This window comes from Proteus sp. G2675 (genome assembly GCF_963886535.1).
Lineage (GTDB): Bacteria > Pseudomonadota > Gammaproteobacteria > Enterobacterales > Enterobacteriaceae > Proteus > Proteus mirabilis.
Genome location: NZ_CAWPCB010000041.1, coordinates 50,427 through 74,886, shown reverse-complemented (window position 1 = coordinate 74,886; position 24,460 = coordinate 50,427). Strand labels below are relative to the sequence as shown.

At 38.2% G+C, this 24,460-nt stretch carries 10 protein-coding genes and 1 pseudogene; 6 read left to right on the top strand and 5 right to left on the bottom strand.

Annotation, left to right across the window (positions count from 1 at the left end; translation table 11 throughout):
• Positions 1 to 76: 76 nt before the first annotated feature.
• From AACQ49_RS15750 to AACQ49_RS15730, 5 genes and pseudogenes are all read right to left on the bottom strand, one after another.
• On the bottom strand, positions 77 to 811 hold the full coding sequence (locus AACQ49_RS15750) for a TIGR03759 family integrating conjugative element protein (protein WP_000790124.1): 735 nt from the start codon (positions 809 to 811) through the stop codon (positions 77 to 79).
• Between the two features lie 13 nt (positions 812 to 824).
• Positions 825 to 1,565, bottom strand: coding sequence for a hypothetical protein (locus AACQ49_RS15745; RefSeq protein WP_000149725.1), 741 nt, complete (start codon positions 1,563 to 1,565; stop codon positions 825 to 827).
• Positions 1,562 to 2,224, bottom strand: coding sequence for a PFGI-1 class ICE element type IV pilus protein PilL2 (gene pilL2, locus AACQ49_RS15740; RefSeq protein WP_004239720.1), 663 nt, complete (start codon positions 2,222 to 2,224; stop codon positions 1,562 to 1,564). The genes AACQ49_RS15745 and pilL2 overlap by 4 nt, the downstream gene beginning before the upstream one ends.
• 171 nt (positions 2,225 to 2,395) lie before the next feature.
• Positions 2,396 to 2,833: pseudogene (gene tnpA, locus AACQ49_RS15735) on the bottom strand (IS200/IS605 family transposase).
• Between the two features lie 157 nt (positions 2,834 to 2,990).
• Entirely contained in the window at positions 2,991 to 4,979 is a 1,989-nt protein-coding gene (locus AACQ49_RS15730) for a TonB-dependent receptor (RefSeq protein WP_000428182.1), read from the bottom strand.
• Positions 4,980 to 5,151: 172 nt separating this feature from the next.
• Between AACQ49_RS15730 and AACQ49_RS15725 the strand changes: the two genes are divergently transcribed.
• The 6 genes from AACQ49_RS15725 to AACQ49_RS15700 all read left to right on the top strand — a co-directional run bounded on the left by AACQ49_RS15725 (position 5,152) and on the right by AACQ49_RS15700 (position 24,447).
• A complete protein-coding gene (locus tag AACQ49_RS15725; protein ID WP_281130415.1) occupies positions 5,152 to 6,429 on the top strand; it encodes an MFS transporter in 1,278 nt (425 codons plus the stop codon).
• A 66-nt stretch (positions 6,430 to 6,495) separates the two neighbouring features.
• The gene (locus AACQ49_RS15720) at positions 6,496 to 7,233 is read left to right on the top strand and encodes a class I SAM-dependent methyltransferase (protein ID WP_004252336.1); all 738 of its coding nucleotides are present in this window, start codon (positions 6,496 to 6,498) and stop codon (positions 7,231 to 7,233) included.
• A 20-nt stretch (positions 7,234 to 7,253) separates the two neighbouring features.
• Positions 7,254 to 13,358 (top strand): non-ribosomal peptide synthetase, encoded by a 6,105-nt coding sequence (locus AACQ49_RS15715; protein WP_046334514.1) that lies wholly within the window; start codon positions 7,254 to 7,256, stop codon positions 13,356 to 13,358.
• 12 nt (positions 13,359 to 13,370) lie between these two features.
• A complete protein-coding gene (locus AACQ49_RS15710) occupies positions 13,371 to 22,586 on the top strand; it encodes a type I polyketide synthase (protein WP_046334513.1) in 9,216 nt (3,071 codons plus the stop codon).
• The gene (locus AACQ49_RS15705; protein ID WP_000801189.1) at positions 22,586 to 23,674 is read left to right on the top strand and encodes a Gfo/Idh/MocA family oxidoreductase; all 1,089 of its coding nucleotides are present in this window, start codon (positions 22,586 to 22,588) and stop codon (positions 23,672 to 23,674) included. The genes AACQ49_RS15710 and AACQ49_RS15705 overlap by 1 nt, the downstream gene beginning before the upstream one ends.
• Entirely contained in the window at positions 23,674 to 24,447 is a 774-nt protein-coding gene (locus tag AACQ49_RS15700) for a thioesterase II family protein (RefSeq protein WP_046334512.1), read from the top strand. Before AACQ49_RS15705 ends, AACQ49_RS15700 begins: the two co-directional genes overlap by 1 nt.
• The last annotated feature ends 13 nt before the right edge of the window (positions 24,448 to 24,460 follow it).

The window sequence follows — 24,460 nt, the reverse complement described above, 5'->3', positions numbered from 1 at the left end:
CCCGAGCCGGTAACGGCACGGAAAACAGCAGCAGGACAAGAGTGAGCAGGGAATTTTTACGCATCACGCCTCCGGATTAAGGTGTGAGCGGACGCCACCGCCCATCCGGTAACTGTTGCATCACCACCGGTGTGGTGGTCAGTCCGTACTGAAGCGAGAGACCGCCATCATGATTTAACGTAATTTCCCGCTTTCTGACGCGCTCTGCCGGGATATTTTTTTGTCTGGCCCAAGCCCTCAGGCGGTTATCATCCCCCTTTGTCCCCAGCACATAAATATCAAACGGCTGTTTGCCGGCCAGCAGAGTAGCCAGACGGGCATCACACGCGCTACAATTTTCCGCCTGCACAAACAGTGCCTGCCGGCGCTGCGCTGTTCCCTGTTCCATCCTGCCGAATGTTCCCAGACTGACCGGTAATACCTGACCATAGAGCCGCTTCCAGGCAGCATCTACTTCCCGCTGAAACGCCAGCTCTTTTTCTGCCCTGGCAAATTCCTGCTGTACCCACTTTTCAGCCAGCCGGCGGCGTTCTTCGTCTGACCGGGCCTCAATACCCAATGTCGTCAGGGGATCCAGTCCGGGAGACTGAATACCGCGCCGCCCTTTCATCAGCGCCTCAAAACGGGCATACTCCTCCGCACTCAGTCCCCATTCCTGCGCCTCATACTGCAATGACTGTGTCTGACTCTCAGCCGATTTCCCCGCCTCAATCTGAACCGGTCGGGTTGCCCCGGAAACAGACTGTGCAGCTGTCAGCGGTGCGGACATCAGACACCCACCCAGTAAAACCACGCATCTTATGTTTTTCATCACGGCATTCCTTTTATGGCAGGCGCAACGTCACCGTGCGCCCCTGATAACGTAATGTCACACGATCAGTCTGAATGTCGGTCATTTCCCAGCCCTGATAACGTCCGCCTACCGGCAGTAACTGTACCTGCCCCAGCTGACGAATATCCGCAGGAGCCAGTGCGGCAAGAAGACGACCGCCCCGCTGTTCAATCGCGGTTAACTGAAACGGCACGGTCCGGGATGGACGGACAGAAGCCCCGAGACGGGAAGTTTCCGGCGTGGCGGGTTTTGCCCTGACAACCGGGGGATTGACCGTTTTTTGTTCCGGCTGACGCTGTTCCTGCAACTGATGTAACGCCAGTGCCCACTGTGCCTGGCGGGTTTCCAGTTGTGCCAGCCGTTTTTCCAGCCCGTCAGACAGTACGGCGATCTGTTCATCCGGTTTGCCGGCCACCGCCAGCTGTGCTGTCACCGTTCTGAGGGTGTCGCGCTGTGATGCCACATCCTGTTTTAGCGTCGTCAGCCCCTGACGGAGCACGTCCAGTTGCGCATTCATCCGGTCATCCGTGACAGAGTCAGCCATCTTCATCTCAATCGCCTGTAATCGTTGTCCGAGTTGTGACAGAGCCTCTGAGTGTGAACTGATAACATTACTGTGGATAAACAGCGGGATACCGGCCACCAGAGCACAGGCGACCACGCCCGTCACAATCACCCCCCGGTAAATTTTTTTATGTAATGGGGTTACGGACAATTCTTCAGAATGAGTCATTTCAGCCACCCTCCGCGATGAACCTTATTCACATCGGTATGACCAGTGGAAGTGTTAAGCACCGGTGGCACCGGTAATGGCGTACTGCCCGCAGAAAGTGGGGTGACCACAGAGACGGATGAAGCGCCGCTCATTCCTGCATCCGGCGCAGATGGCGTGTATTCCGGACGAAGTCGGTAACACACTTCCCGTTGCACATCATCCACCCACAACTGCCAGGCCGGACCGACAAGGATCTGTAACGCCACATTCAGGCGGATCGATCCCATCTGATAATGAACAGCGGGTAACGGCAGACGATAAAGGTGGTTCGCCTGTCCATCGGACGTGCACAGACGATATCCGGAATCACGCAGGGCATAATGTAGCGCATCCCCGACTGTCGGGGAGACGGAAGCAGGAATACGCAGATGAACAATTTGTTCCAGCGGGTAACGCTGTGCCTGTGAAGGCGAAATATCAACCAGTCGGTAACGGTCATAACGCACCACTTCTGGGGCTGACGGATAAATATCTGGGAGCAGCGGCTGAGCATAACCGACGTTGAGCGGAATCGCGATGTCTGCCGCCGCTTCCGTAGGCTGGGCTGGCTTGTCTGCACAGCCCCCCAACAACAGTGAGGTCAGGGCAAGACATATCGGGAGAGTTTTCATACGCATTTTCTGTCCTGAGTTAACAAAATAAAGTCACAGGCACACTGTGCGCAGAAAAGCAAGCGCTCTCAATAGGAAATTAGTTTTCCGAAAAAAAAGAAAACGGCGGGTGTAAAATACCGCCTCTAAAAGAGGTGGTTTTAAATTGGGCCCCCTATAAGGGGGCTATATTCTTTATTAATCCCCCAACAATTCCATTTGTTGGTCGAGCTCTTGATCAACTTTATCCTGATGCCTTACATAACGCCTAATGATGACTTCATTAACCCCCACCGTATCAGCAAAATATCCCCTAGCCCAAAAATGATTACCCCAAAGTTTCTTACGTATATGTGGAAATCGATTATATAACCTTATCGTACTACGTCCTTTCAGGACTCCCATTAGTGTTGATATTGATAGTTTAGGTGGGATCATTACAACTAAATAAGCATGGTCTGGCTGAACATTTAGCACCAATACTTCACAGTCTTTCATAATGCAGAGAATATAAATTATTCTATAAAGCTCTTTTCCTACTTTATCTTTCAATATATTATAACGATATTTAGGAGTCCAAACTAGATGATATTTGCAACGTCAATACACATGTGATGAACTTCTGTATAAACCCATGTTATTTCCTCTTTACTTGTGGTGAGTAAGAGGTAGTTTTTTAACATGGGTTTCCTTCAGGCTATAGCCTCACAGGGTCAATCATCACCTGCTTAGGTGGTGGTTTAAGGCTGACAATAAAAACCCGCTTTTTGGCACAGGCGGATTTTACTATACCCTAAAAGTTAATACTTCCCTGAACCCCGATCTCTCTCGGATTACCTAGCTGTGCTTTATTACCAAATGCATACGTTCGATATAAAGCATCACCAATATTTTTCGCATAGATACTAAGTTCATATTGCTTTGTAGGGTGCCATGATATTGATGCATCAACAACAGTATAATGCCCTTGTTCTAAATTATTTTGCTCATTAAAGTAAAATGGTCCATTAAATCTGACTGCAATCCGAGAAGACCACTTTTGCTCCTTGCCATATAAGCCCTCCCATGAAATTAATGAACTATAACTAGGAGTATAAGCAGGTCTTTTATTTTTATGTTCTCCACTGGTAAACTCTGATTGATTGAACATGCCACCCAGTGAAATACTATGATTAGGGGTAAGCTTTGATTTCCAAAGATATTCTATCCCTCGGCTTCTTGAATCTCCCATATTAGATAATGCCTGATAACCAATAACACCTACATATCCTTGAACATCTTTACTATCTATTTGATATAAAGTAATTTCGGCCATATGGTTATCATTAACACTGTGCCATTTCCAACCTAATTCCATTTCCGTGGCAATTTCCGATTTATAAGAAGTCAGAGCTAGTTTATCAACCCCTTCTTTGTTAAAACCACCAGGTTTAAAACCGCGGCCAACTCCAAACCATATACGATTCTGCTCATTTGGAAGCCAGGCGATACTTGCTCGTGGAATAAAGGCATTAAAAACTGCATTATTATTATAATTAGACTCACCTTTTCCTTTTTCTAAAATAATCATTCGAGTTTTTGCTTTTTCGTGAGAAAAACGAGCCCCTGCACCTAACTCCCAATTGTCATTTATCCTGTATGCACCATCAAAATATCCAGAGTAATTATAAATATCATTATCAGATTTTTTTCCTCCCATTCCGACTTTCCCTACAGATAAATTATCATGTCTATAACCCATCTTTTGAAATGATACCCCTATAATTCCACTTAGATCCCCCCCCTCATAATTAGCTCTTGCTTCTGAATACAAAATATCCTGAGAATCATCTTGTAACGTTCCGTCCATAAACAATCTATCTATATCCATATTTTGATAAGAAAGTATCGTTTTAAACTTCCATTCATCATTAAAATCATAACCTGTATTCCAGGAAATATTTTTTAATTTACGTTTAAGATTAGGTGTTTCATATAACCATTCAGTATCAATTTTTGAACGTGAAAGAGGTGAAAAAGGAACAAAATATTCCTCATGAGAATGGTAATTTTCTCCACCTACTTTTAAATTAGACTCAAATAATGTATCAGGGGAAATATAATTAGCAGACAACCATCCAGCTTTTATATCTCTGCTATCAACATTTTTTTTATCCCATGCTGGATTGTTCAAAGAACCATTATTTCTATCGAGACTAACATTCCCCTGAAAAGCCCAGCCGTTTTCCATGTAGCCAGTGCTTCCTCCTGTATTGATTCTTTCCCCTTGACCAAAATATTGCCCCCCTAACCATGCTTCAGCGTGACTACTGGGTTTTTTGGTAATAACACTGATAATCCCTCCCAATGTGCCACGCCCATAAATAACTCCTTGTGGGCCTTTAAGTAGCTCAACTTGCTCAACCCCTTGAAGAGATTGAGCATACGATTGAGAAAGCTGGGGAGCACCATCAACAAACAGTCCCAAACTTGGAGAAAAGAAATCGGCCGAAGATTGGCCCCGAAGAGTCATATTGTTATAAATACGCGAACTTCGGTTTGCAGATAACAACTCAGGAAAAACTGCGCTCAAATCATCAGTTTGATTAACTAAAGATTTTTTTAACTGTTCATCAGTTTGAACATTCACATTACCAATTACATCAAAACTACTTTGAATGCGCTTAGTTGCAGTAACAGTTATTGTATTATCATGCTGTTCTGTGGCAGCTACAGAGCTTACTGTTACCATTGTAGCCGCTACAAAAGATATAGATTTAAATAAAGTTCCTTTATTTTCCATATAAACCCCAAAATGTGCAATGGCACTTTACGCCGAAATGTTAATGCGAATTAATATCATTTGCATTGTTATTATTATTTGAGATTGATCACATTTTGAGCATGAAAATTATATATACTTATGAAAGTGTGCTGAGTAACAGAAAACATGAATATTAAGGTGGGTTAATAGAGTGCAAACCAATGACAAAAAACAAAAGGATCATTGCTGCTATAAATCAATCTGTTATGAGTTATCAGCCAACAGAAGGATCATTATGGCTATAGGTGGGGTTTATATCACCCAAACCCTTATATCAATGATTATCATGCAATCTGTACCAACCTTACTAAGAAGTGAAGGATTTTCTCTCTCTTTAATTGGATTGACTTCACTTTTTATGCTTCCTTGGACACTTAAATTTTTATGGTCTCCATTTATTGAACGCCTGAGATTACCTTTTGGAAAAAAATTTCGCCGTTCACGTAACTTGATTCTTATTGGTCAATCATTGGTTGCTCTTTTAGTTTTTTTACTTATTCTAATAAACCCTAACGATAATATAAGCAAACTGAATAATCTTTGGATTTTTGGAATATTTATCCTATGTGCATTCTTAACATCGACTATTGACATTGCATGTGATGGCATGGCGGTAGAACAGATTAAGGCAAGTAATAGAGGGTGGGGAAATATTGCCCAAGTTGGCGGAGGAGAAATAGGAGCATTATTAGGCACTAGTGGTTTTTTATTAATTTCCAGTTATTTTAGCTTAAATACTGCATTTGCTATATCAGCTCTAACCATCATATTACTTACAATTCCAACACTCTACTTTAAAGAATCAGATAGACTAACCACATCTGAAACTTACCATATACCAAAATTATCATATGCATTTAATCGAAAAGAGGTAAGAATTGGTATTTTATTAGTAGTTTTATTAGAAGGAGGTAACAGAATCACAGATATGATTACCGGACCTCTATTAATAGATATAAATATTACATTAAATAATATTGCACTATTAATAGGAAGCTTCAATTTTTGTGCAAGCCTATTTGGAACACTTTTAGGTGGTATATTAATAAAAGTATTTGGCATATGGAAATCAATTTTCATTACCTATGGTTTACAAGGTTTAATTTTTACTTTCATATCCATGGCTATAGGAATAAAATATATCCCACATGAAATACTTTTTTTACTTATAGGGTTCAAATATATTCTTTTTTCTGCAGGACTAGTTTCTTTTTACACTGGTTTAATGAGCTTATCTTCATTGAAACAAGCTGGTATTGATTTCACTATTTTCCAATGTACAAATGCTTTTACAGCAATCATTGCTACTCTATTAGGCACTTGGACAGCGGAGAACTGGTCTTATCATTTTGTTTTTGCAATATCATCTATTTATACTTTTATCGCAGTACTAATTTCCATTAAATTAATAAAAAACGCCTTAAACTAAATATTTCATCAAACAATTTTGAGCAATATGTATAATTAGTAGGAAATTGAATAAGGTAATTACAGAATGGATAACTATGAAGATTATTATACTCAGTCTGCTGAAATGTATGATATTTTAAGCGAACCTCATTGGGAAACTCGTAAAGATACATTTATAAAATCCTTGAAGTTTATGGGAGTAAAAACAGGCAACTGGTTAAATATAGGTTCCGGCACTGGCCAAGAATTAAGTATAATTGCGCAAATGTTTCCAGACATACATATTTTTGCAATTGAACCGTCTGCATCTATGCGTATTGGCCTAATGACAAGAATTATGATGTTGCCTGAAATACAACACCAAGTAACTGTGATTGCTGATACATTTCAAAATACCATTCTACCAAAATCATTTTCTGCCGCTATTATATGTGGCTGTATAGGATATTTTAATCAGAATGATAGAAAAATATTATGGAATAAGCTTGCAAATGGGCTAGAAAAAAAAGGTGCTATTTTGGTAGATACAATGCCGTTTAATACGCCTTGTAACATTTCTAAGATACTATTAAATAGTAAAAAAATAGGGAACCATATCTATGAAATTTATTTAAGTGGCAAACCTATAGATCAAGAGGCTATTCGTTGGAATATGAATTTTAAAATCATAGAAGACGATAAAGTCATACGAAATTTTAATATAGAAAGAGATTGGTATACTTTTGGAATTGAACAAGTAATTAAGGAGGCATCAAGAGAAGGATTGGTCCATGAAAACATTAGCTCAAGTACTGTACCAATGACAATCCTCCGCCATAAATAACTCATAATTAAGGTATAGAAATGAAAATATTAAGTGATATTAATAACATAAAAGAATTATGTTCCAAGCAAATAAACATTGACAAAAATAAATTCTCAGATAAGGACAATCTGATAAAATTAGGTCTTGATTCAATTGGATTTATGCAATGTTTATATATTTTCCAAAAAAATGGTTATGCTATAACATTAAAAGATTTGTATTTAAATCCAACAATAAAAGGATGGTATAAAATATTAAAAAAATCAGATATAAATAAAAAAGAAAGAAAAGATAATATATATACACATAAAACAATAAAAAATGCTGGTGAGTTTTCACTTACACCTATACAACATGCCTATTTTGTCGGCCGTTTGAATAAACAAACTCTTGGTGGTGTTGCTTGCCAAATTTATCAAGAATTTGATGGCACCCCTAAATTTACTCCGGAAAGTCTAGAGAAAGCATTAGTATTATTATCAAAACGTCATCCCATGTTGAATATAGTATTTCACCAACAGGGTACACAATTTTGGTCTCCTAACCCAAATAGAAAATATGTTACATATCATGATTTTAGTAAATTACCAAAAGATGAGTATGAGAAAAAACTTTTACAATTACGGGAAAAATTAAGCCATCAGGTACTAAATGTTGAAAGCGGTCAGTTAATTGATTTTCACATGATATCGCTACCTAACAACAGATATCGTTTATGTACTAATATTGATATGTTGATTGCAGATGGTACAAGTTATTCATTACTCTTTACTGAACTTTGTTTATTATTGAGCGGAGAAATACTGCCTCAGTTAGATGAGCACTATGACTTTTACCATTATTTACAAGATAAAAAACAGTATGAAAACAAAGAATCAGCATATCAATATTGGAAAAATAAAATCCCAAACCTACCAGACTCTCCTCTTCTGCCATTATATATGGATCCAGAAAAAATAAATAAAATAAAAATTAAACGCCTTAGCTGGACATTTAGCTCAAAAGAATGGAAAAACTTTAGTAATTTGGCTAAAGAAAATAATATTACACCTTCCATTGCATTAGCAACCTGTTTCTCATCTGTACTTGCAAGATGGACTGGCCAAAATAGCTTATTACTCAACTTTACATTATTTGATAGAAAGCCATTAGCCCCTGCAGTTAATAATATTATAGCTGATTTTACTAATGTCATTCTTTTAGAAATGAAAACAGACAATCGACCATTAATTTCATTATCTAAAGACAATCAAAATACATTTATTGAAGCTTGGCAACATTCTGATTATTCTGGTATTGATATCATTAGAGACCTTCGTAAAAATGGCACCCATCCTTATGGGTGTCCTGTTGTCTTTACTAGCCATATTAATCAACCACTTATTGATAAAAATATAGAATCTGTATTAGGTTCTATAGGATGGGGAATATCACAAACCCCACAAGTTTGGCTTGATCACATGGCAATTAACAAAAGTGGAAATATTGTTTTACAGTGGGATTATAACAATGACTTGTTCCGGAATGATGTTATAACAACAATATTTGATGTTTATATTTCTCGTATACGCCAACTTGCCAACGATCCTAATGCCTGGATTGAAACCCAACCTGATTTAATTCCTAAAAAACAATTAAAAAATAGAATATCAGTTATCAAAAAAGATAATTCACTATTACCACATACACTGCATAAGTCTATTTTCCATAATTATTCAAATTCATCAAAAATTGCTGTCATTGATATCGACTCTCAGGAATGGAGCTACAAAAAATTATTATCTAAAGCAACAATACTCAGTGATCAAATAATACAACAAGGTTATAAACCAGAAGACAGAATTGGTGTATGTATGCCAAAAGGAGTAGGGCAAATCATTAGCGTTCTGGCTATTTTATTAATGGGGGGAACTTATGTTCCGATTGATGTACTACAACCAGAAGAACGTATAAACCGCATTGCTAAAAATGCTCAGCTTTCATTACTCATCGTATCTGATAGCGATCCATCCTATTCAATCTATGCTACATTTTGTAACAGGATTGTTTGGCAAAAAGTTCAACCCTCCGAGAATAAACCACTACACAATATAGATATATCTCCTCATCAAGCAGCTTATGTTATTTATACTTCAGGTTCTACTGGAGAGCCTAAAGGTGTTGTTGTATCCCATGCCAGCGCAATGAATACCTGCCTTGATCTCAATCGGCGATATAACATTTCAGACAAAGATCGGGTACTTGCCATATCAGCACTACATTTTGATCTGTCTGTTTATGATATTTTCGGTGTTTTAAATGCCGGAGGGACTCTTGTATTAGTTAAAGAAGATGAGCGCCGTAATCCTGATGCATGGTTACGACTTATTAACCAACATAAAATAACACTTTGGAACAGCGTACCTGCACTGTTTGATATGTTACTAACCTATGCAGAAGGAATAGGGTCATCCATTCCACAATCGCTGCTATTAATCTATCTCTCTGGAGATTGGATTGGGCTTGATCTCCCGACACGTTACTATAATTTCTGCCCTGATGGACAAATAGTCGCCATGGGAGGTGCCACAGAAGCCGCTATTTGGTCTAACTATTTTAATGTCACAACATTAGACCCATCCTGGAGCTCGATACCTTATGGATATCCTTTATCCAACCAACGTTATCGTATTGTTAATGCTAGAGGAGAAGATTGCCCTGATTGGGTATCAGGAGAACTTTGGATTGGTGGTGCAGGCGTTGCGTTAGGCTACCTAAACGATCCCGAAAAAACAGCACAACAGTTTGTAAAACAAAATGGTGAAAATTGGTATAAAACAGGTGATATGGGAAGATATCTCCCTGGCGGTATACTTGAATTTTTAGGAAGACGTGACCGCCAAGTTAAGATTGGCGGATACCGTATAGAACCAGGGGAAATTGATGCTGCATTCAATAAGCTTCAGGGTGTGCAAAATGCGATTACACTATGCCTTGGTAATGGTAATAAAGAAAAAGCATTACACTCTTTTGTGATACTAAATTCGGGTAATTACCAGGATATTATCAGTTCAAATAGCACCTTTTCTCCCCTCTACTATCTGCGCTCAACCCCAATAAATGTACAACAACAATCCCAAGAAACGGCAATCATAGCTGGATTTTTATATGATTATCTTACTGAACAAAATATTGATTTCGACAACCTCTTGTCAGAAAAAAAATCAGCAGATGACCATAGCATTATCGCTAGCTATCAGTCATTAATGGCTAATTGGCTAAATTTAATAGCACAATATCCACAAACTACACTCAATTCCCCCCCAACTAATAGTACCCAGCGAACGCTAATAGAAAATTTGCAGCGCCACAAAAACAATTTAACAGACATACTCAAAGGTAAAAAATCAGCTCTAACACTATTTGATGATCCCTATTGGTCACCAGAACAAGTCACTATGCGTATTGATGGAATGCACTACTCCTTAGAAAATTTACTACAACAAATAAGAGAACTTCATCATTCACTAAAAAGGCCAATAAAAATCATTCAATTAGGTGCTAGAAGCGGTATTTCAGCAAATTATATTCTGCAACGATTACCCAATAATATGGTTACCCTACTGCTAACTGATGAGTCTCTTTCAATGGTAACGCAAGCTAACCAAAATTTATCAGATTATCAAAATAGTTATGCTGAGCCTCTTACAGAAGTATTTCTTCATAAAAATCGATATAGTGCAGATATCATTTGGATGAACAATTATCTTCATCGATTAGACAGCCCACAAAAAGAGATACAAAAATTCGTTTCACTCTGTGCTCCGAGTGGAATGATTTTTATACAAGAAGTGTTACATGCCCCTGCACAATCACTGATAAGCATCTCTTTATTACAACAAAATGGTAGTGATCCTGCTGATGAATTATTAACAGCAAAAAAATGCAAAGATATCTTTAGCGCTTCTACTGCGACTTATAAAAGTGAAGGAGTTAACGGCGAAATATTGACACAGTTATACCAAGCACCAGAAAAAATTTATTTACCAGATAAAAATAAGCTAGAGCATGATTTGCGCCAATTTTTACCAGACTATATGATCCCAAAACATATTTATTTTCTAACTGAGTTCCCCTTAACCGCAAATGGCAAAATAGATAACCAATCATTAAAATTGTATTGTCAGGAATACCAAGAAGAATACCTAAATCAACAACCTATCAATGGTAAAGAACAGATCATCATAACAATATGGCAAAAGCTCCTTGGCACCAACAAGATACACCGTCACAGTCATTTCTTTCGTGAAGGGGGAGATAGCCTAGTTGCTATTCGATTGATCTCTGATTTAAACCATATTGGCTACCAAGTTGAACTGGAGCATATCTTTGCTTATCCGATCCTTTCTGATTTTGCACAAAATATAAAGCAGAGCGAAGTTTTCGAAAAACAGCCAGCAATTTCACATAACGAGGCGTATAGATACAATCCATTTCCACTCACTGATATTCAGCAAGCTTACTTAGTTGGACGGCAAAATAATTTTACACTTGGGGGTGTTGGTACACATTTTTTTGTCCATTTTATAGCGGAAAATTTAGATGTACCTAAATTAGAACGTACAATTAATCAGTTGATTTCTCGTCATGATATGTTACGTGGTGTCATTATTAATGGACAACAACAAGTACTTAAAAAAGTTCCTTATTATTCCGTTAAAACGCATTATATCCCTACAGAAAAAAGTGACGCTTTTCTAGTATTACGAGCTCAACTTGCTAACATTGTTTATGATCCAGAAATTTGGCCTTTATTTACTATTCAAGTTATCAAGACCAAAGAACAACCAGATCATATTTTTATTAGCCTTGATAACTTATTCCTTGATGGAATGAGTATGCAGATATTTTTCAGTGAGCTAAAAACACTGTATATGGAGCCAAATCACCAATTTATCCCTCTAGATATTACTTTTCGAGATTATATTGATTGTGATGCCTATCCGATTAACACACAAAATGATTGGGAATATTGGTTAACGCGTTTACCACAATTACCACCAGCCCCACAATTGCCACTAATAAAAGATCCAGCACAGATTGTGCAACCTCGCTTCTCGCGTTTACAAACATCATTATCTACTTCTGTTTGGCAAGCACTACAACAAGTTGCTCAGCAAAATAATGTTACGCCAGCAGCACTTTTGATTGCTGCTTATTGCGCCACATTATCCGCATGGAGTAAAAGCCCTGAGTTAACAATTAATTTGACATTATTTAATCGGCATCCTGTACATCCTCAAATAAATGAAGTACTTGGTGATTTTACCTCATTACAATTACTCGATTGGTATACCTGTGATCTTTGGTCAAACAGTATCTCAATGATGCAAAAACGTTTACATAAAGATATGCAACATCGTAGTGTTTCAGCCATTAAAGTAATGCGTGAAATGGCAATTCAACGACAGATGTCTCATATAGAGATACCTGTCGTTTTTACCTGTGCATTGGGCTATAAACATGATGAAGGTTTTCTTTCTCATCATTCATGGCTAAAACCTGTTTGGGGAATATCACAAACACCACAAACATGGCTAGATCATCAAGTATATGAGTCAGACGGTGAATTATATTTAAACTGGGATTTTGTCGAACAATTATTTGACTACACAACCATTTTTTCCATGTTCCAGCAATATGAACATATACTCACTAAACTGGCTACTGAACCACAATCTTGGCAATTGCCACTAAATAAACTTATACCAAGATGCAATAATCTCGTCATCACCCCAGTTTTCAATGCCAAAAATAATCAAAACACACATTATAAACAATCTACTGATACACAAAAAACAGGTCAGACAATACAAAAACTACAACAACTTGTTAAGCAAGTTATTGGAATAACGTTAGCACCTGAAACAAATTTTTTCGAAGCAGGTGCCAGCTCTTTACAATTGGTTCAACTTCATGCAGCACTACAAAAAAATGGCTATAGCCATATTACAATTACTGATCTGTTCGCTAGTCCAAATCTAAGTACATTAGCGCAATTGCTTTGGCAAAACACTTCACCAACATGTGAGCAATATTCCGACCGAGACAAACACAAAAACAAGAGAAAGAAACGGTTACAACTACGAACTCATAGTAGATAAAGGATATTAATCATGCTGAATTTTGAAACTTTCTATGGTAATAGTGAACCTATAGCTGTTATTGGTCTTTCTGGTCGCTTCCCTGATGCACAAAATATTGATCAATTTTGGCATAACATAATTAATAAACACGATAGCTCTCGTCTTTTTTCTGAAGAAGAACTAAAAGCCGCAGGTGTCGCTGAACAAACTTATCGTTCACCTGATTTTGTTAATCGTGGCGCGCCGTTAGATGAAGCGGAATATTTTGACGCTACTCTATTTAATTATTCACGCTCAGAAGCTGAACTTATCGATCCCCAGCAAAGAATTTTTTTACAAGGTGCTTGGCATGCTTTAGAGCATGCTGGATATGCCCCTTGCAATATAACCATCAAAACAGGCGTTTTTGCTTCAGCAAGAATGAGCAGCTATCCTGCCCAGCAAGATTTAGCATTGCACAATATTGGCCATGTCCGTGGCATGCAAAAATTATTAGGGAATGATAAAGACTATCTCGCAACACGTATTGCATATAAATTAAATTTAACTGGTCCAGCATTAACTATACAAACCGCTTGTTCTAGCTCCTTAGTTGCCGTACATATGGCTTGTGAAAGTTTACGCTCTGGTGAATGCAGTATGGCTATTGCTGGTGGAATTGGTATCACATTTCCACAAACCGGTGGTTATCTATATCAGAAAGGCATGATCTTCTCACCAGATGGTATTTGTCGTCCTTTTGATGCAGAGGCAAACGGTACTTTTGCTGGTAATGGATTTGGTATTGTAGTGTTACGTCGTCTTGAAGATGCCTTAGTGGATGGAAACACAATTATTGCTGTATTACGTGGTAGTGCCATTAATAATGATGGTCATCAAAAAGCGGGATTCACAGCTCCCTCCGTAGCAGGCCAAGTTTCAGTTATTAGAGAAGCAATACAACTGGCCGATATTAAAAATGAAGATATTGAACTTATTGAAGCACACGCAACAGCTACACCATTAGGTGATCCAATTGAGTTTAGTGCATTATGTCAGGTTTTCGCTGATCGCTCTCTTACTGCTTCTAAATGCGCTATTGGCTCAGTTAAAGGCAATATCGGACATCTGGATACAGCAGCAGGTATCACTGGCCTAATTAAAACGATATTAGCGGTAAATAAAGCACTTATTCCTCCATCTATGCATTTTAATCACCCAAATCCTCAATTACAAATAGAAAAAAGCCCGTTCTACATTCCTAAAAACCCTAAAGCTTGGTCTAGCAGAATACGAACTGCTGGTGTTTCTTCATTTGGTATTGGTGGAACAAACTGTCATATCATTGTGCAATCATTGCCTGACTCATTAGTATCAATCAAACCTGAACAAGAGGTAGACAATAATTTTGAATACTCATTATTGCTTAGTGCCGCCACAAAAGAGAGTCTAAAAAAACTTGCTGGTGATTATGCACCATTAATAAAAATTACCCCAGCAAACATTCTGGCTCATAATGCATTACAGCAAAGACAACTCAACTTACCATGGCGCTTATCTATCCCCTTAACAAGTGAGAGTGATATTTCACTGTTAGCTTTCTCTCAAGGAAGTGCTGATTCTTTAATACAATATGGTCATACATCAACAAATAAGAAAATAGCGTGGCTATTTTCTGGTATGGGATCACAATATCCTGCTATGGGTAAAGTGATGTACCAACATTCAACAACATTTGCCGAAACAATCGATCGTTGTGAGCAAGCATGCCTGCAACACTTAACATTTCCGTTAAAAGAAGTCATGTTTGGCCTACATAGCGATAAACTTGTTAATGCCAGTTATATTCAAGCGGCTATTGTCGCCTATGAAATCGCAATGGCAGCACATTGGCGAGCAATCGGTATTTTACCTGAAATAATTGTAGGTCATTCTTGCGGAGAATATGCCGCAGCCGTTATCGCTGGTTTCTATACAATCGAACAAATGATGCCACTTGCTGTATATAGTGGACAATTAATGGAAAGTCATGTTAATGGTGAAATGATTGCTGTATTTGCAAAATATCAAGATATTCAAATCATTGCTAAACAATGTCATGTTGAATTAGCTGCAATTAATGGCCATAACAACTTATCATTCGCGGGGCAACCCGATGATATGCAAAAGTTTACTCAAATATTGAAAGCAAAGAATATTCGATTTAGAGAAATGAATAACGTGTGTGCTGCTCATACCTCTTATATTGATAATATTCTTGATCAATTGATGGAATTTACTGAGTCATTATCAGCCTCACAAGGAAAAATAGCCTTAGTCTCAGGCTATACAGGGCAATTAATTTCTCAAAAAGAACTTCAACATCCATCATATTGGGCTCAGCAACTACGCAATACAGTTATGTATCAAGATGCAATACAAACGTTAGTCAATCATGGTGTCACCCATGCTATGGAATTAGGACCAACTTCTGTATTAAGTGATCTTGGTGAACGTGAAGGCATTACTGAGATTAGTTGGATACCAACTGCCAGAATGGGAGTTGATGAAATTCAGATGAAACAACAGGCTGCAACAACCCTATTTATTGCAGGCTATGATTTACCATGGCAGTCACTGTTTAAAACTCAAGGAAGTTATATACCATTACCTCTCTATCCCTTTGAAAAACAATATTATTGGTATGAAAAAAAGGATAGTGAAAAATATCAACCACAAAAAAGCGCATTTGATTTACCTATTAGCCAAGGTCGTGAAACGGCATTAAAAGCGCTTACAACACTCGATCTTCCTCGTTTAAACTCATTTAATTCAACACTTACCACTTTACATAATTATTACGTCGATAAAATGATATGCTCGTGTTTAGGCCATGAGTTGAATACCCCCATGTCTGTAATCGATATTATGCGAGCAGGACGCATTTTACCCCGCTATTATCAATTATTAGTACGTTTATTAGAGGCCTGTGTTGAGGATGGATATTATATTTACCAACAGATAAATCAGCACAACTACTATAAAAAAATAAAATCTATTTCTAGTGATAAATTGCCATTATTATTCCATCAATTACAATTAGATAGCGAAGGTCTTCAATCTATTCCTGACACCGTCAAGCGAGCAGGAGAGCAACTCTACGATATGATGACAGGCGTGATTGAACCTGTTTCAGTGATCTTTCCTGAAGGTGCATCTCAAGGTGTTGAAGTTCTCTATCAAGATTTTAGTTTTGGTCGTTATTTTAACCAAATTGCTGCCGCGGTACTTAAAGGATTACTTTCTCACTACCAGCCCACTGTGGCTAAGCCTTTGCGAATTATTGAAGTCGGTGGTGGCACGGGAGGAACCACCTCTTGGCTGCTACCTATTTTATCAACCATACAACATGTTGAATACGAATTTACCGATATTTCACCTATCTTCACCCGACGTGCCGCACAAAAATTTAGTCAATATTCATTTGTTAACTATCGAGAGTTCAATTTACAACAATCCCCTGAAATACAAGGTTTTCAATCTGATTATTATGACATTATTATTGCTGCTAATGTTATTCATGCCACTCAACATATTGGAGATACATTAACTGCTCTTCGTACTTTACTGCGTTCCAATGGTCATTTGCTTATGCGCGAAATAACCAAACAAGCTCGCTTATTTGATTTTGTTTTTGGCCCACTGGTGTTACCCCTCCATGATGAAAAGATCCGTAAAGGAAAACTATTTTTATCACCAGAATTATGGCATCAACAGTGTCGCTTAGCAGGATTTCAACATATTCGCTGGTTACCTGATGCATTACCAGAAACCAAAGATATGTGTGAACATATTATTCTCGCCAGTGTTTCGACAGAAAACGATCACTTTGATCAAGAGTTACCTAGTGACACCAAGATACAACAAAGTTCACACTACCAATGGCAATTAACACCTTGTGTGGAACAAGATCTTATCAAGCCAACATTAATATTTAACCATCAACAAACATTGCCTTCTGAAATCACAGCTATTTTATCCGCTATTGGATGTCTTTCTGAACAGGGCGAAAATCAATTAATCGTTGCCAACCTTGCAGATCCTTTAATTATCGCCGAGCAGATCCGCCAAATATTACTGTCATCGTCTGATGGGTTTGTTGTTATCACGCAACAAGCCTGGGCATTAACTGCCATAGAAACGGTTAATCCAGCACAACGTAGTATTCGAAGTTTATTAAAAACTATTCAAAAAGAATATAGCTCAAGGTTAATTGCCATTGTTGATTTAGGTATAAATGCCTCATGGTCTGAATTAGTTCCTGCTTTTATACAAATAGAACAAGGTAATAATGAAATTATTGTTCGTAACCATTGCTGCTACTTACCACAATTAACCCCACTGCCCTCATCTTCTACGATCATAGCGCAGAACATCATGGTATCCCCGCGCTGGCATATTATTACTGGTGGTTTTGGAGGCTTAGGTCGAATTACAGCAAGTTGGTTAGTAAGGCAAGGTGCTAAACGTATCGCTATTTTGGCACCACGAGCTGATAGCAGCGCATTAGATTGGATGAATAACTTACAGAAATCTAACCAGCTAGAAATAAAATGGCTAACATGTGATTGTCGTGATAACGCTCAATGTCATGCAGCACTCACTCAGCTTGAAAATGAAGGTGGCATTGAGGGGCTTATACACAGTGCAGGTATTTTGGATGATGCACTTATGACACAACTCACCCCTAAGCGTATGTCTGACGTATTTTCTGTTAAAGCGATATCTGCCAAGCAATTTTGTGATGCTTTAGAAAAAACAGATGCCAGTTACCTTATTTTATACTCCTCTGCCGCTGCAACTATAGGCTCTGAAGGACAAGCAGCTCATTCCCTCGCTTGTGGATATTTAGATGGATTAGCTGAATATGCACGTCGCAATATCAAGGGATTAACCGTCATTTCTATCGCTTGGGGGGCATGGCAAAGTGTTGGCTTTGTGGCAGAAAAACAACTCCATGATAAATTACAACACAAAGGTATGAGTACGCTTACTACTGAGGAAGGACTGGCACATTTAGATGCTTGTCTGCTAGATAATACCTCTTGTCGCCTTGCAATGCGCTTAGCGACTCCACCTTTAATGACACAAAAAACGCCTTTATTTCATCAGACTAATCATAATGATCATTATGATAACCATGAAATTAATCACACTCGCCAGCTTTGTGAAACCCCAACTCAAACGGATCAAACAGAGCCGGTAAGCCCTAACAGGGTTGATTATCGCGTTGGTGATAACTTAGAACAGTGGCTAACAGCATGTATCAAACAACTGTTGCGTCTTGGTGATGAACATATTGATACTCACATTGAACTATTCCAATTAGGACTAGATTCTCTCTCTTTCCTCGATCTCAGTGCGGAAATTAAGAAACAGTTTGCGGTCAATATTGACGCTGAACAATCTTATGATGATATGACTATTGCTGGTTTAGCCTCAGTTATTCGAACCGCAGCACCTGAGAAATTTACTGTGACAGAAGCACTCCATAATCAAGACAACATTTCCCACACAATGGAGTCAGAACGATATGCCCCATTTCCATTAACACCAATTCAACACGCCTATTGGATCGGACGTAAAAACCTCTTTAACTACGGAGGCGTTGCTTGCCATGCAATTTTTGAATGGGATTGTCAACGCCATATATGGGAGCCGGCCTCACTTGAAAAAGCTTGGAATAAAGTTATTCAGCGTCATGATATGTTGAGAATGATCATAGATGATGATGGACAACAACGTATCTTAAAAGAAGTTCCTTATTTTCATTTTATTCAACATGACCTAACAAATTTAACCCAACAAGAGCAACAAGAGAGCCTAACACAGATAAGGGAAGCCCTTTCTTATCGGGTATTACCGACTGAGTCATGGCCATTATTTGAAGTTGAAATTTCTTGGCTAAATAACGATTGTTACAGATTACATATCAATCTAGATTTACTGCAGTTTGATACCATGAGCTTTAAAATTCTGTTTGATGATCTATTTAACGCCTATTCAGGACAAGAATTAATACCACAAACATTTACCTTCCGCGACTACTGCTTAAAAAATCAAACAAATCGTAACAGTGATGAGTGGAAAATGGCATGGTGTTACTGGCAGGATCTATTATCTGATTTACCTTCTGCCCCATATTTACCGATAAAGAATTCATCCATTACTGAACAACCTCGTTTTACGACTTTCCAACATCATGTTTCTATAGCGCAATGGGACAAATTAAAACAGAGGTGGAAAAAGCATGGTATTACACCATCAGCAGGGCTTTTAACACTTTTTGCTTTAGTTTTAGGTCGCTGGACAAAATACCCAGCCTTTACACTAAACTTAACTTTCTTTAATCGTCAACCATGGCACCCAGATGTTACACAACTTATTGGTGATTTTACCTCTGTACTCCCTATAGATATTTATCTAGATAACGACTGTACATTAAATGAGTCAATGGCAAAAATACAGCGCAGACTTTGGCAACATTTAAGTAAGTCCCAAGTAAATGGTGTAGAGATTTTACGTGAATGGGGACGCTATAAAGGGGATAGTAGCCAATCTCTGTTACCTATTGTATTTACTAGCATGTTAGGTATGACACTAGATGGTGACAATATTGATGAAGCATTAAATCAGCTTTTCGGCCAACCCGTATATAGCTTCGCGCAAACACCTCAAGTTTGGTTAGATCACCAAGTAATGGAAGGAAAAGAGGGGCTAACATTAAATTGGTTCTGCATGGATGACATCTTTGCTGACGGTTTATTAACAATGATGTTCTCTGATTATCAAAGCTTGATCACTCAATTATGCCAAGATGAAGATAATAATCAATCAGTTGATAAGATTATTGCGCAACTTCCTTCATATCAACATTTAGCAATAGATAATCACCTCCAATCACGCTATCAACAACTCGAGCAAACATTGGAAAATCATCCGCAAATCAAACGTGCTCATGCTATGGTAATGGTAAAAGACGATACGAAAGTAGAGCCTCCTCTACAATTACTGTTTGAAGCCTCTTCTGATATTCCACTATCCGTTATTAAACAGCCCAATTGGTTACCTAATTTACTTTCGCCATCAGCTTCACTCAGTGACATTATTGAAAAGAGTTGGCAACGATTTGAGGAACGAGCACGGTATGGCATATGTCACACACTGTATCGAAATGCTCTTTTTACCGAGCTAAACACACCAATCACCCTAGCTGAAATAGTGGCTCGTTTAAAAGCAAAGCCTCAGTATGAGAGGCTACTTAGTCAGTGGCTAGATTTATTATGCCTGCATCACTTATTAACCAAAGAGGGTGATCAGTTTTATGCCACAACACAGTTTATTAACTTATGTTTATCTGCCCCAGTATTTCAACAACCTGTTAATGATTGGGAATATGTACTTTGGGATTACCTTGAACAATCACTAACCCAACATGAATTACTCTTTAGTGGTAAGGTTTCTCCTCTTTCACTACTTTTTAATTCAGATGAAATTACCACAGCACTATACGCCAAACACCCTGCACTAAATTATTTAAATCAATGTGCAAAAGATATTGTTAGTGCAATGGTTGGTGCAACATCTTCACTCAATATTTTAGAAATAGGGGCAGGTACAGGAGCTACCACTCAAGGTATAGTCGCAGTACTTAAGAATACGCATTACTCATACACCTTTACTGATATATCACATTACTTCCTTGATAAAGCGCGAAAAAAATTCACTGCTGTAGGAGAAATGCGCTATCAACTCTTTGATATTAATGCACCAATACAATTTTCTCATCATCCAGATAATGGCTATGATCTGATCATTGCATCTAATGTATTACATGATGCATCACATATCGGCCACGCACTAAAACGGATTAGAAGCCTGTTAAAACCTCAAGGCTATTTATTATTTATCGAAGCAACCGAGTGTCAAAGTGCTATGCAAATGGCGACTGTTGGCTTTATTGAGGGATTAAGTGCATATCAAGATAAGCGTATATTGACGAATAAAGCGATGCTTGATAGTGAAAGTTGGCATGATATTTTAATCAATACTGGTTTTGAAACTATTGGTCAATGGCCCCAAACAGATTCCTCATCTTTGCGACAAACACTCTTTTTAGCCTCTCCCACTCGTGGAGGAAAACCTTATTTAGGTAAATTACGTGATTATTTATCTCATTCTCTTGATCAGAATATCGACTCTTTTGAGTTGTTCCAATGTGAAAATATTGAAGCAACCCTTAATGGCATAGCAACATCATCCGCTCAAGAGCTAAATGAACAGATACAACCTGTTGCAATACCTGATGTACCAACCAATATGATTAATGAAATCATTGCATTATGGTCTGAGTTATTAGGTCGTGAGGTCAATAGTACAAATGATTTCTTCCGTTCTGGAGGAGATAGTTTGATTGCAACCAAAATGATCAGCCAATTACATCAACGGGGATATCCAGCAACATTACAACAGATTTTTACCTATCCATGCTTAGCCGATTTTTGTGCTCATTTAGAGCAGGAAAAGCAATCTCAACGAGAGTACTCCTCTTTGATACCTCTAAGCGCTGTATCTGCTCCAAAACCTTACCACTACTTTATGGTACATGCTTCTGATGGTGATCCCGGTGTTTACCTACCTCTTGCTGAGTCGTTAAATAATACAGTGTGGGGATTAACAGTTACAGATGCTTCAAAACTAACTGATTTGGATACATTGTTATCATTACATTTATCTAGCATAAAAACAGCACAACAGACTGGCCCTTATATTCTTATTGGTTGGTCATATGGTGCTTTTATTGCCAGTTACCTTGCAGAACAACTCTCGCAACAAAATCATTCCGTATTATTAGTATTAATAGATCCCGTCTATCGACATGATTTTATTAAATTTTGTCATGATGACTCAGATAGTTCATCAGATGAAAATAAGCAGCTTGCATGCACTAAAAGACTTATGTCATTCCTACCTGAAAGTGACCTACCATTATCTGATGATATCGCCTGTTTATGGCTAGAAGCCACCAACCACCCAACAGAATGGACATCACCTGAAAAAGAGTGGTACCAACGATTACCGCCACATACCCAACATCACTATTTTTCAGGGGAGCACTGGTCAATACTGCAAGATCGCGCTACCAGCACACATCTGGCCGAAATCATTGATCAGTGGGTGCAACAAAAACTTTCTAATAACGGATATCCATCCGAAGGAGGTAATTAATGAAACCGGCAAAAAAAGTGGTGATTGTAGGCAGTAAATTTGGAGAGGTTTATCTCAATGCATTTATACAACCTCAAGACAAATGGCATCTTATTGGCCTTTTTTCCAAAGGTAGCACTCGTTCTCGAGAATTATCTAAAGCATTCGGTATTCCACTTTTTACTCGATTTGATCAACTACCTGAAAAAATAGATCTAGCTTGTATTGTTGTGCGATCAGCCATTGTTGGTGGCGAAGGTAGCCAACTTGCGCAAGCATTTTTACAACGGGGGATCTCGGTTGTACAGGAACATCCTGTACATCCTGATGAAATTACCAGACTACAATCATTAGCAGAAAAAATGCATTGCCACTATATCGTTAACAGCCTCTATCCACATAATAAAGCAGGACGTTTATGGATAGAAAACACACAGAAGATATATCAGCAAATACAACAACGACCAGTGTGGGGACAAATTATCACAAGCAGGCAATTAATTTATTCCGCCTTAGATATATATTGCCAAGCAATGAAATTACACCCTAATGATATTACAGTCACATTAGAAAAAGATAATACCCCGCTACAATTTCTACGACTATCCAACCCTACTGGTGATTTGCTTTTATGCCTACAAAAACATTTGTCATCTAACGATCCTGATCAGCATAGCCTCGTGATGCATCATATGATATTAGGCTGGCCAGCTGGTTATTTAACTCTCGCTGGAAGTTATGGGCCAGTAGAATGGAATAATGCGCTTTATATTCATCATCACCAAGATAGTAAAAAAGCCATGTATCAATCTCCTGCCACGATGGAGCTTGATGAACCACTGTTTCATTCATTTCATACTCCACCAAATAGTTGGCAGGATGTGATGGAATGTGAAGCACCAGAAGCTATTAATTACTTACTGGCAGAGATAGATAAATGCTGGCAATTACCTAATGATAAAAAACCAATGATTTTACAACCCCATTACCAATTAGCTTTATCTCAATTATGGATAAAAACATTGCAAACAGCAGGTAAAGCCATTGATGGCACAATTGCGCCATTTAAGCGAATGAACTTCACCAAAAGTAGTGGACGGAGAAAATAATGATAAAACAATCTCCCGAATATATTACTCCTTTAAATGAGCAAAATGTAAATAAATACAATGCTAACCTATTGGTTTGCCCATTTGCTGGTGCCAGTAATAGTGCATTTAACTCGTGGAGATCTACCGATATTTCAGGGTTAAATTGTCAATTAGTTAATTACTCTGGCCATGGTTGCAGATTTAAAGAACCAGCCTTTAATGATATTGGGTTATTAGCCAATGAATTAATAACAATAATAAAGAAATTTTATCCACCACGGCATAATTCATTATTACTTTGCGGTCACAGTATGGGGGCCCAAGTTGCCTTTGAAACTGCTATTCAATTAGAAAAAAATGGCTGGGAATTATCTGGACTAATATTATCAGGCTGCCAAGCTCCTCATATTCAAGCAAGGAGATTACTGAGTGATTTAAATGATGATGACTTTATTCAACAATTAATTGCCATTGGTGGATGTGATGCTGAATTAATCAAGCAGCCACAGTTGTTAAAACAGTTTATGCCATTATTACGTGCTGATTTCCTTGCTACCGAGCGTTATTTTTTTCAAAAAAGCACTAAACGGCTTTTTCATACCCCTGTTTTATTAATGTATGGTAGTCATGATAGTGAAGCTGATAAAAACGAAGTTGAAGCATGGCAAGATTGGATAGATAAGCATTGCACTATTAATTGCATCGCTGGAGATCACTTTTATCCAATTACACGCCCAAATACTTTTTGTCGTTTTATTATTGATTTTTATCACCAATTTATCAATGATTAAATTGATTAGGTAA

Bases quoted from the DNA above. Each gene is read 5' to 3' on its own strand.
- AACQ49_RS15750 (WP_000790124.1), bottom strand. From the start codon at position 811: ATGAAAAACATAAGATGCGTGGTTTTACTGGGTGGGTGTCTGATGTCC.
- AACQ49_RS15745 (WP_000149725.1), bottom strand. From the start codon at position 1,565: ATGACTCATTCTGAAGAATTGTCCGTAACCCCATTACATAAAAAAATT.
- pilL2 (WP_004239720.1), bottom strand. From the start codon at position 2,224: ATGCGTATGAAAACTCTCCCGATATGTCTTGCCCTGACCTCACTGTTG.
- AACQ49_RS15730 (WP_000428182.1), bottom strand. From the start codon at position 4,979: ATGGAAAATAAAGGAACTTTATTTAAATCTATATCTTTTGTAGCGGCT.
- AACQ49_RS15720 (WP_004252336.1), top strand. From the start codon at position 6,496: ATGGATAACTATGAAGATTATTATACTCAGTCTGCTGAAATGTATGAT.
- AACQ49_RS15715 (WP_046334514.1), top strand. From the start codon at position 7,254: ATGAAAATATTAAGTGATATTAATAACATAAAAGAATTATGTTCCAAG.
- AACQ49_RS15710 (WP_046334513.1), top strand. From the start codon at position 13,371: ATGCTGAATTTTGAAACTTTCTATGGTAATAGTGAACCTATAGCTGTT.
- AACQ49_RS15705 (WP_000801189.1), top strand. From the start codon at position 22,586: ATGAAACCGGCAAAAAAAGTGGTGATTGTAGGCAGTAAATTTGGAGAG.
- AACQ49_RS15700 (WP_046334512.1), top strand. From the start codon at position 23,674: ATGATAAAACAATCTCCCGAATATATTACTCCTTTAAATGAGCAAAAT.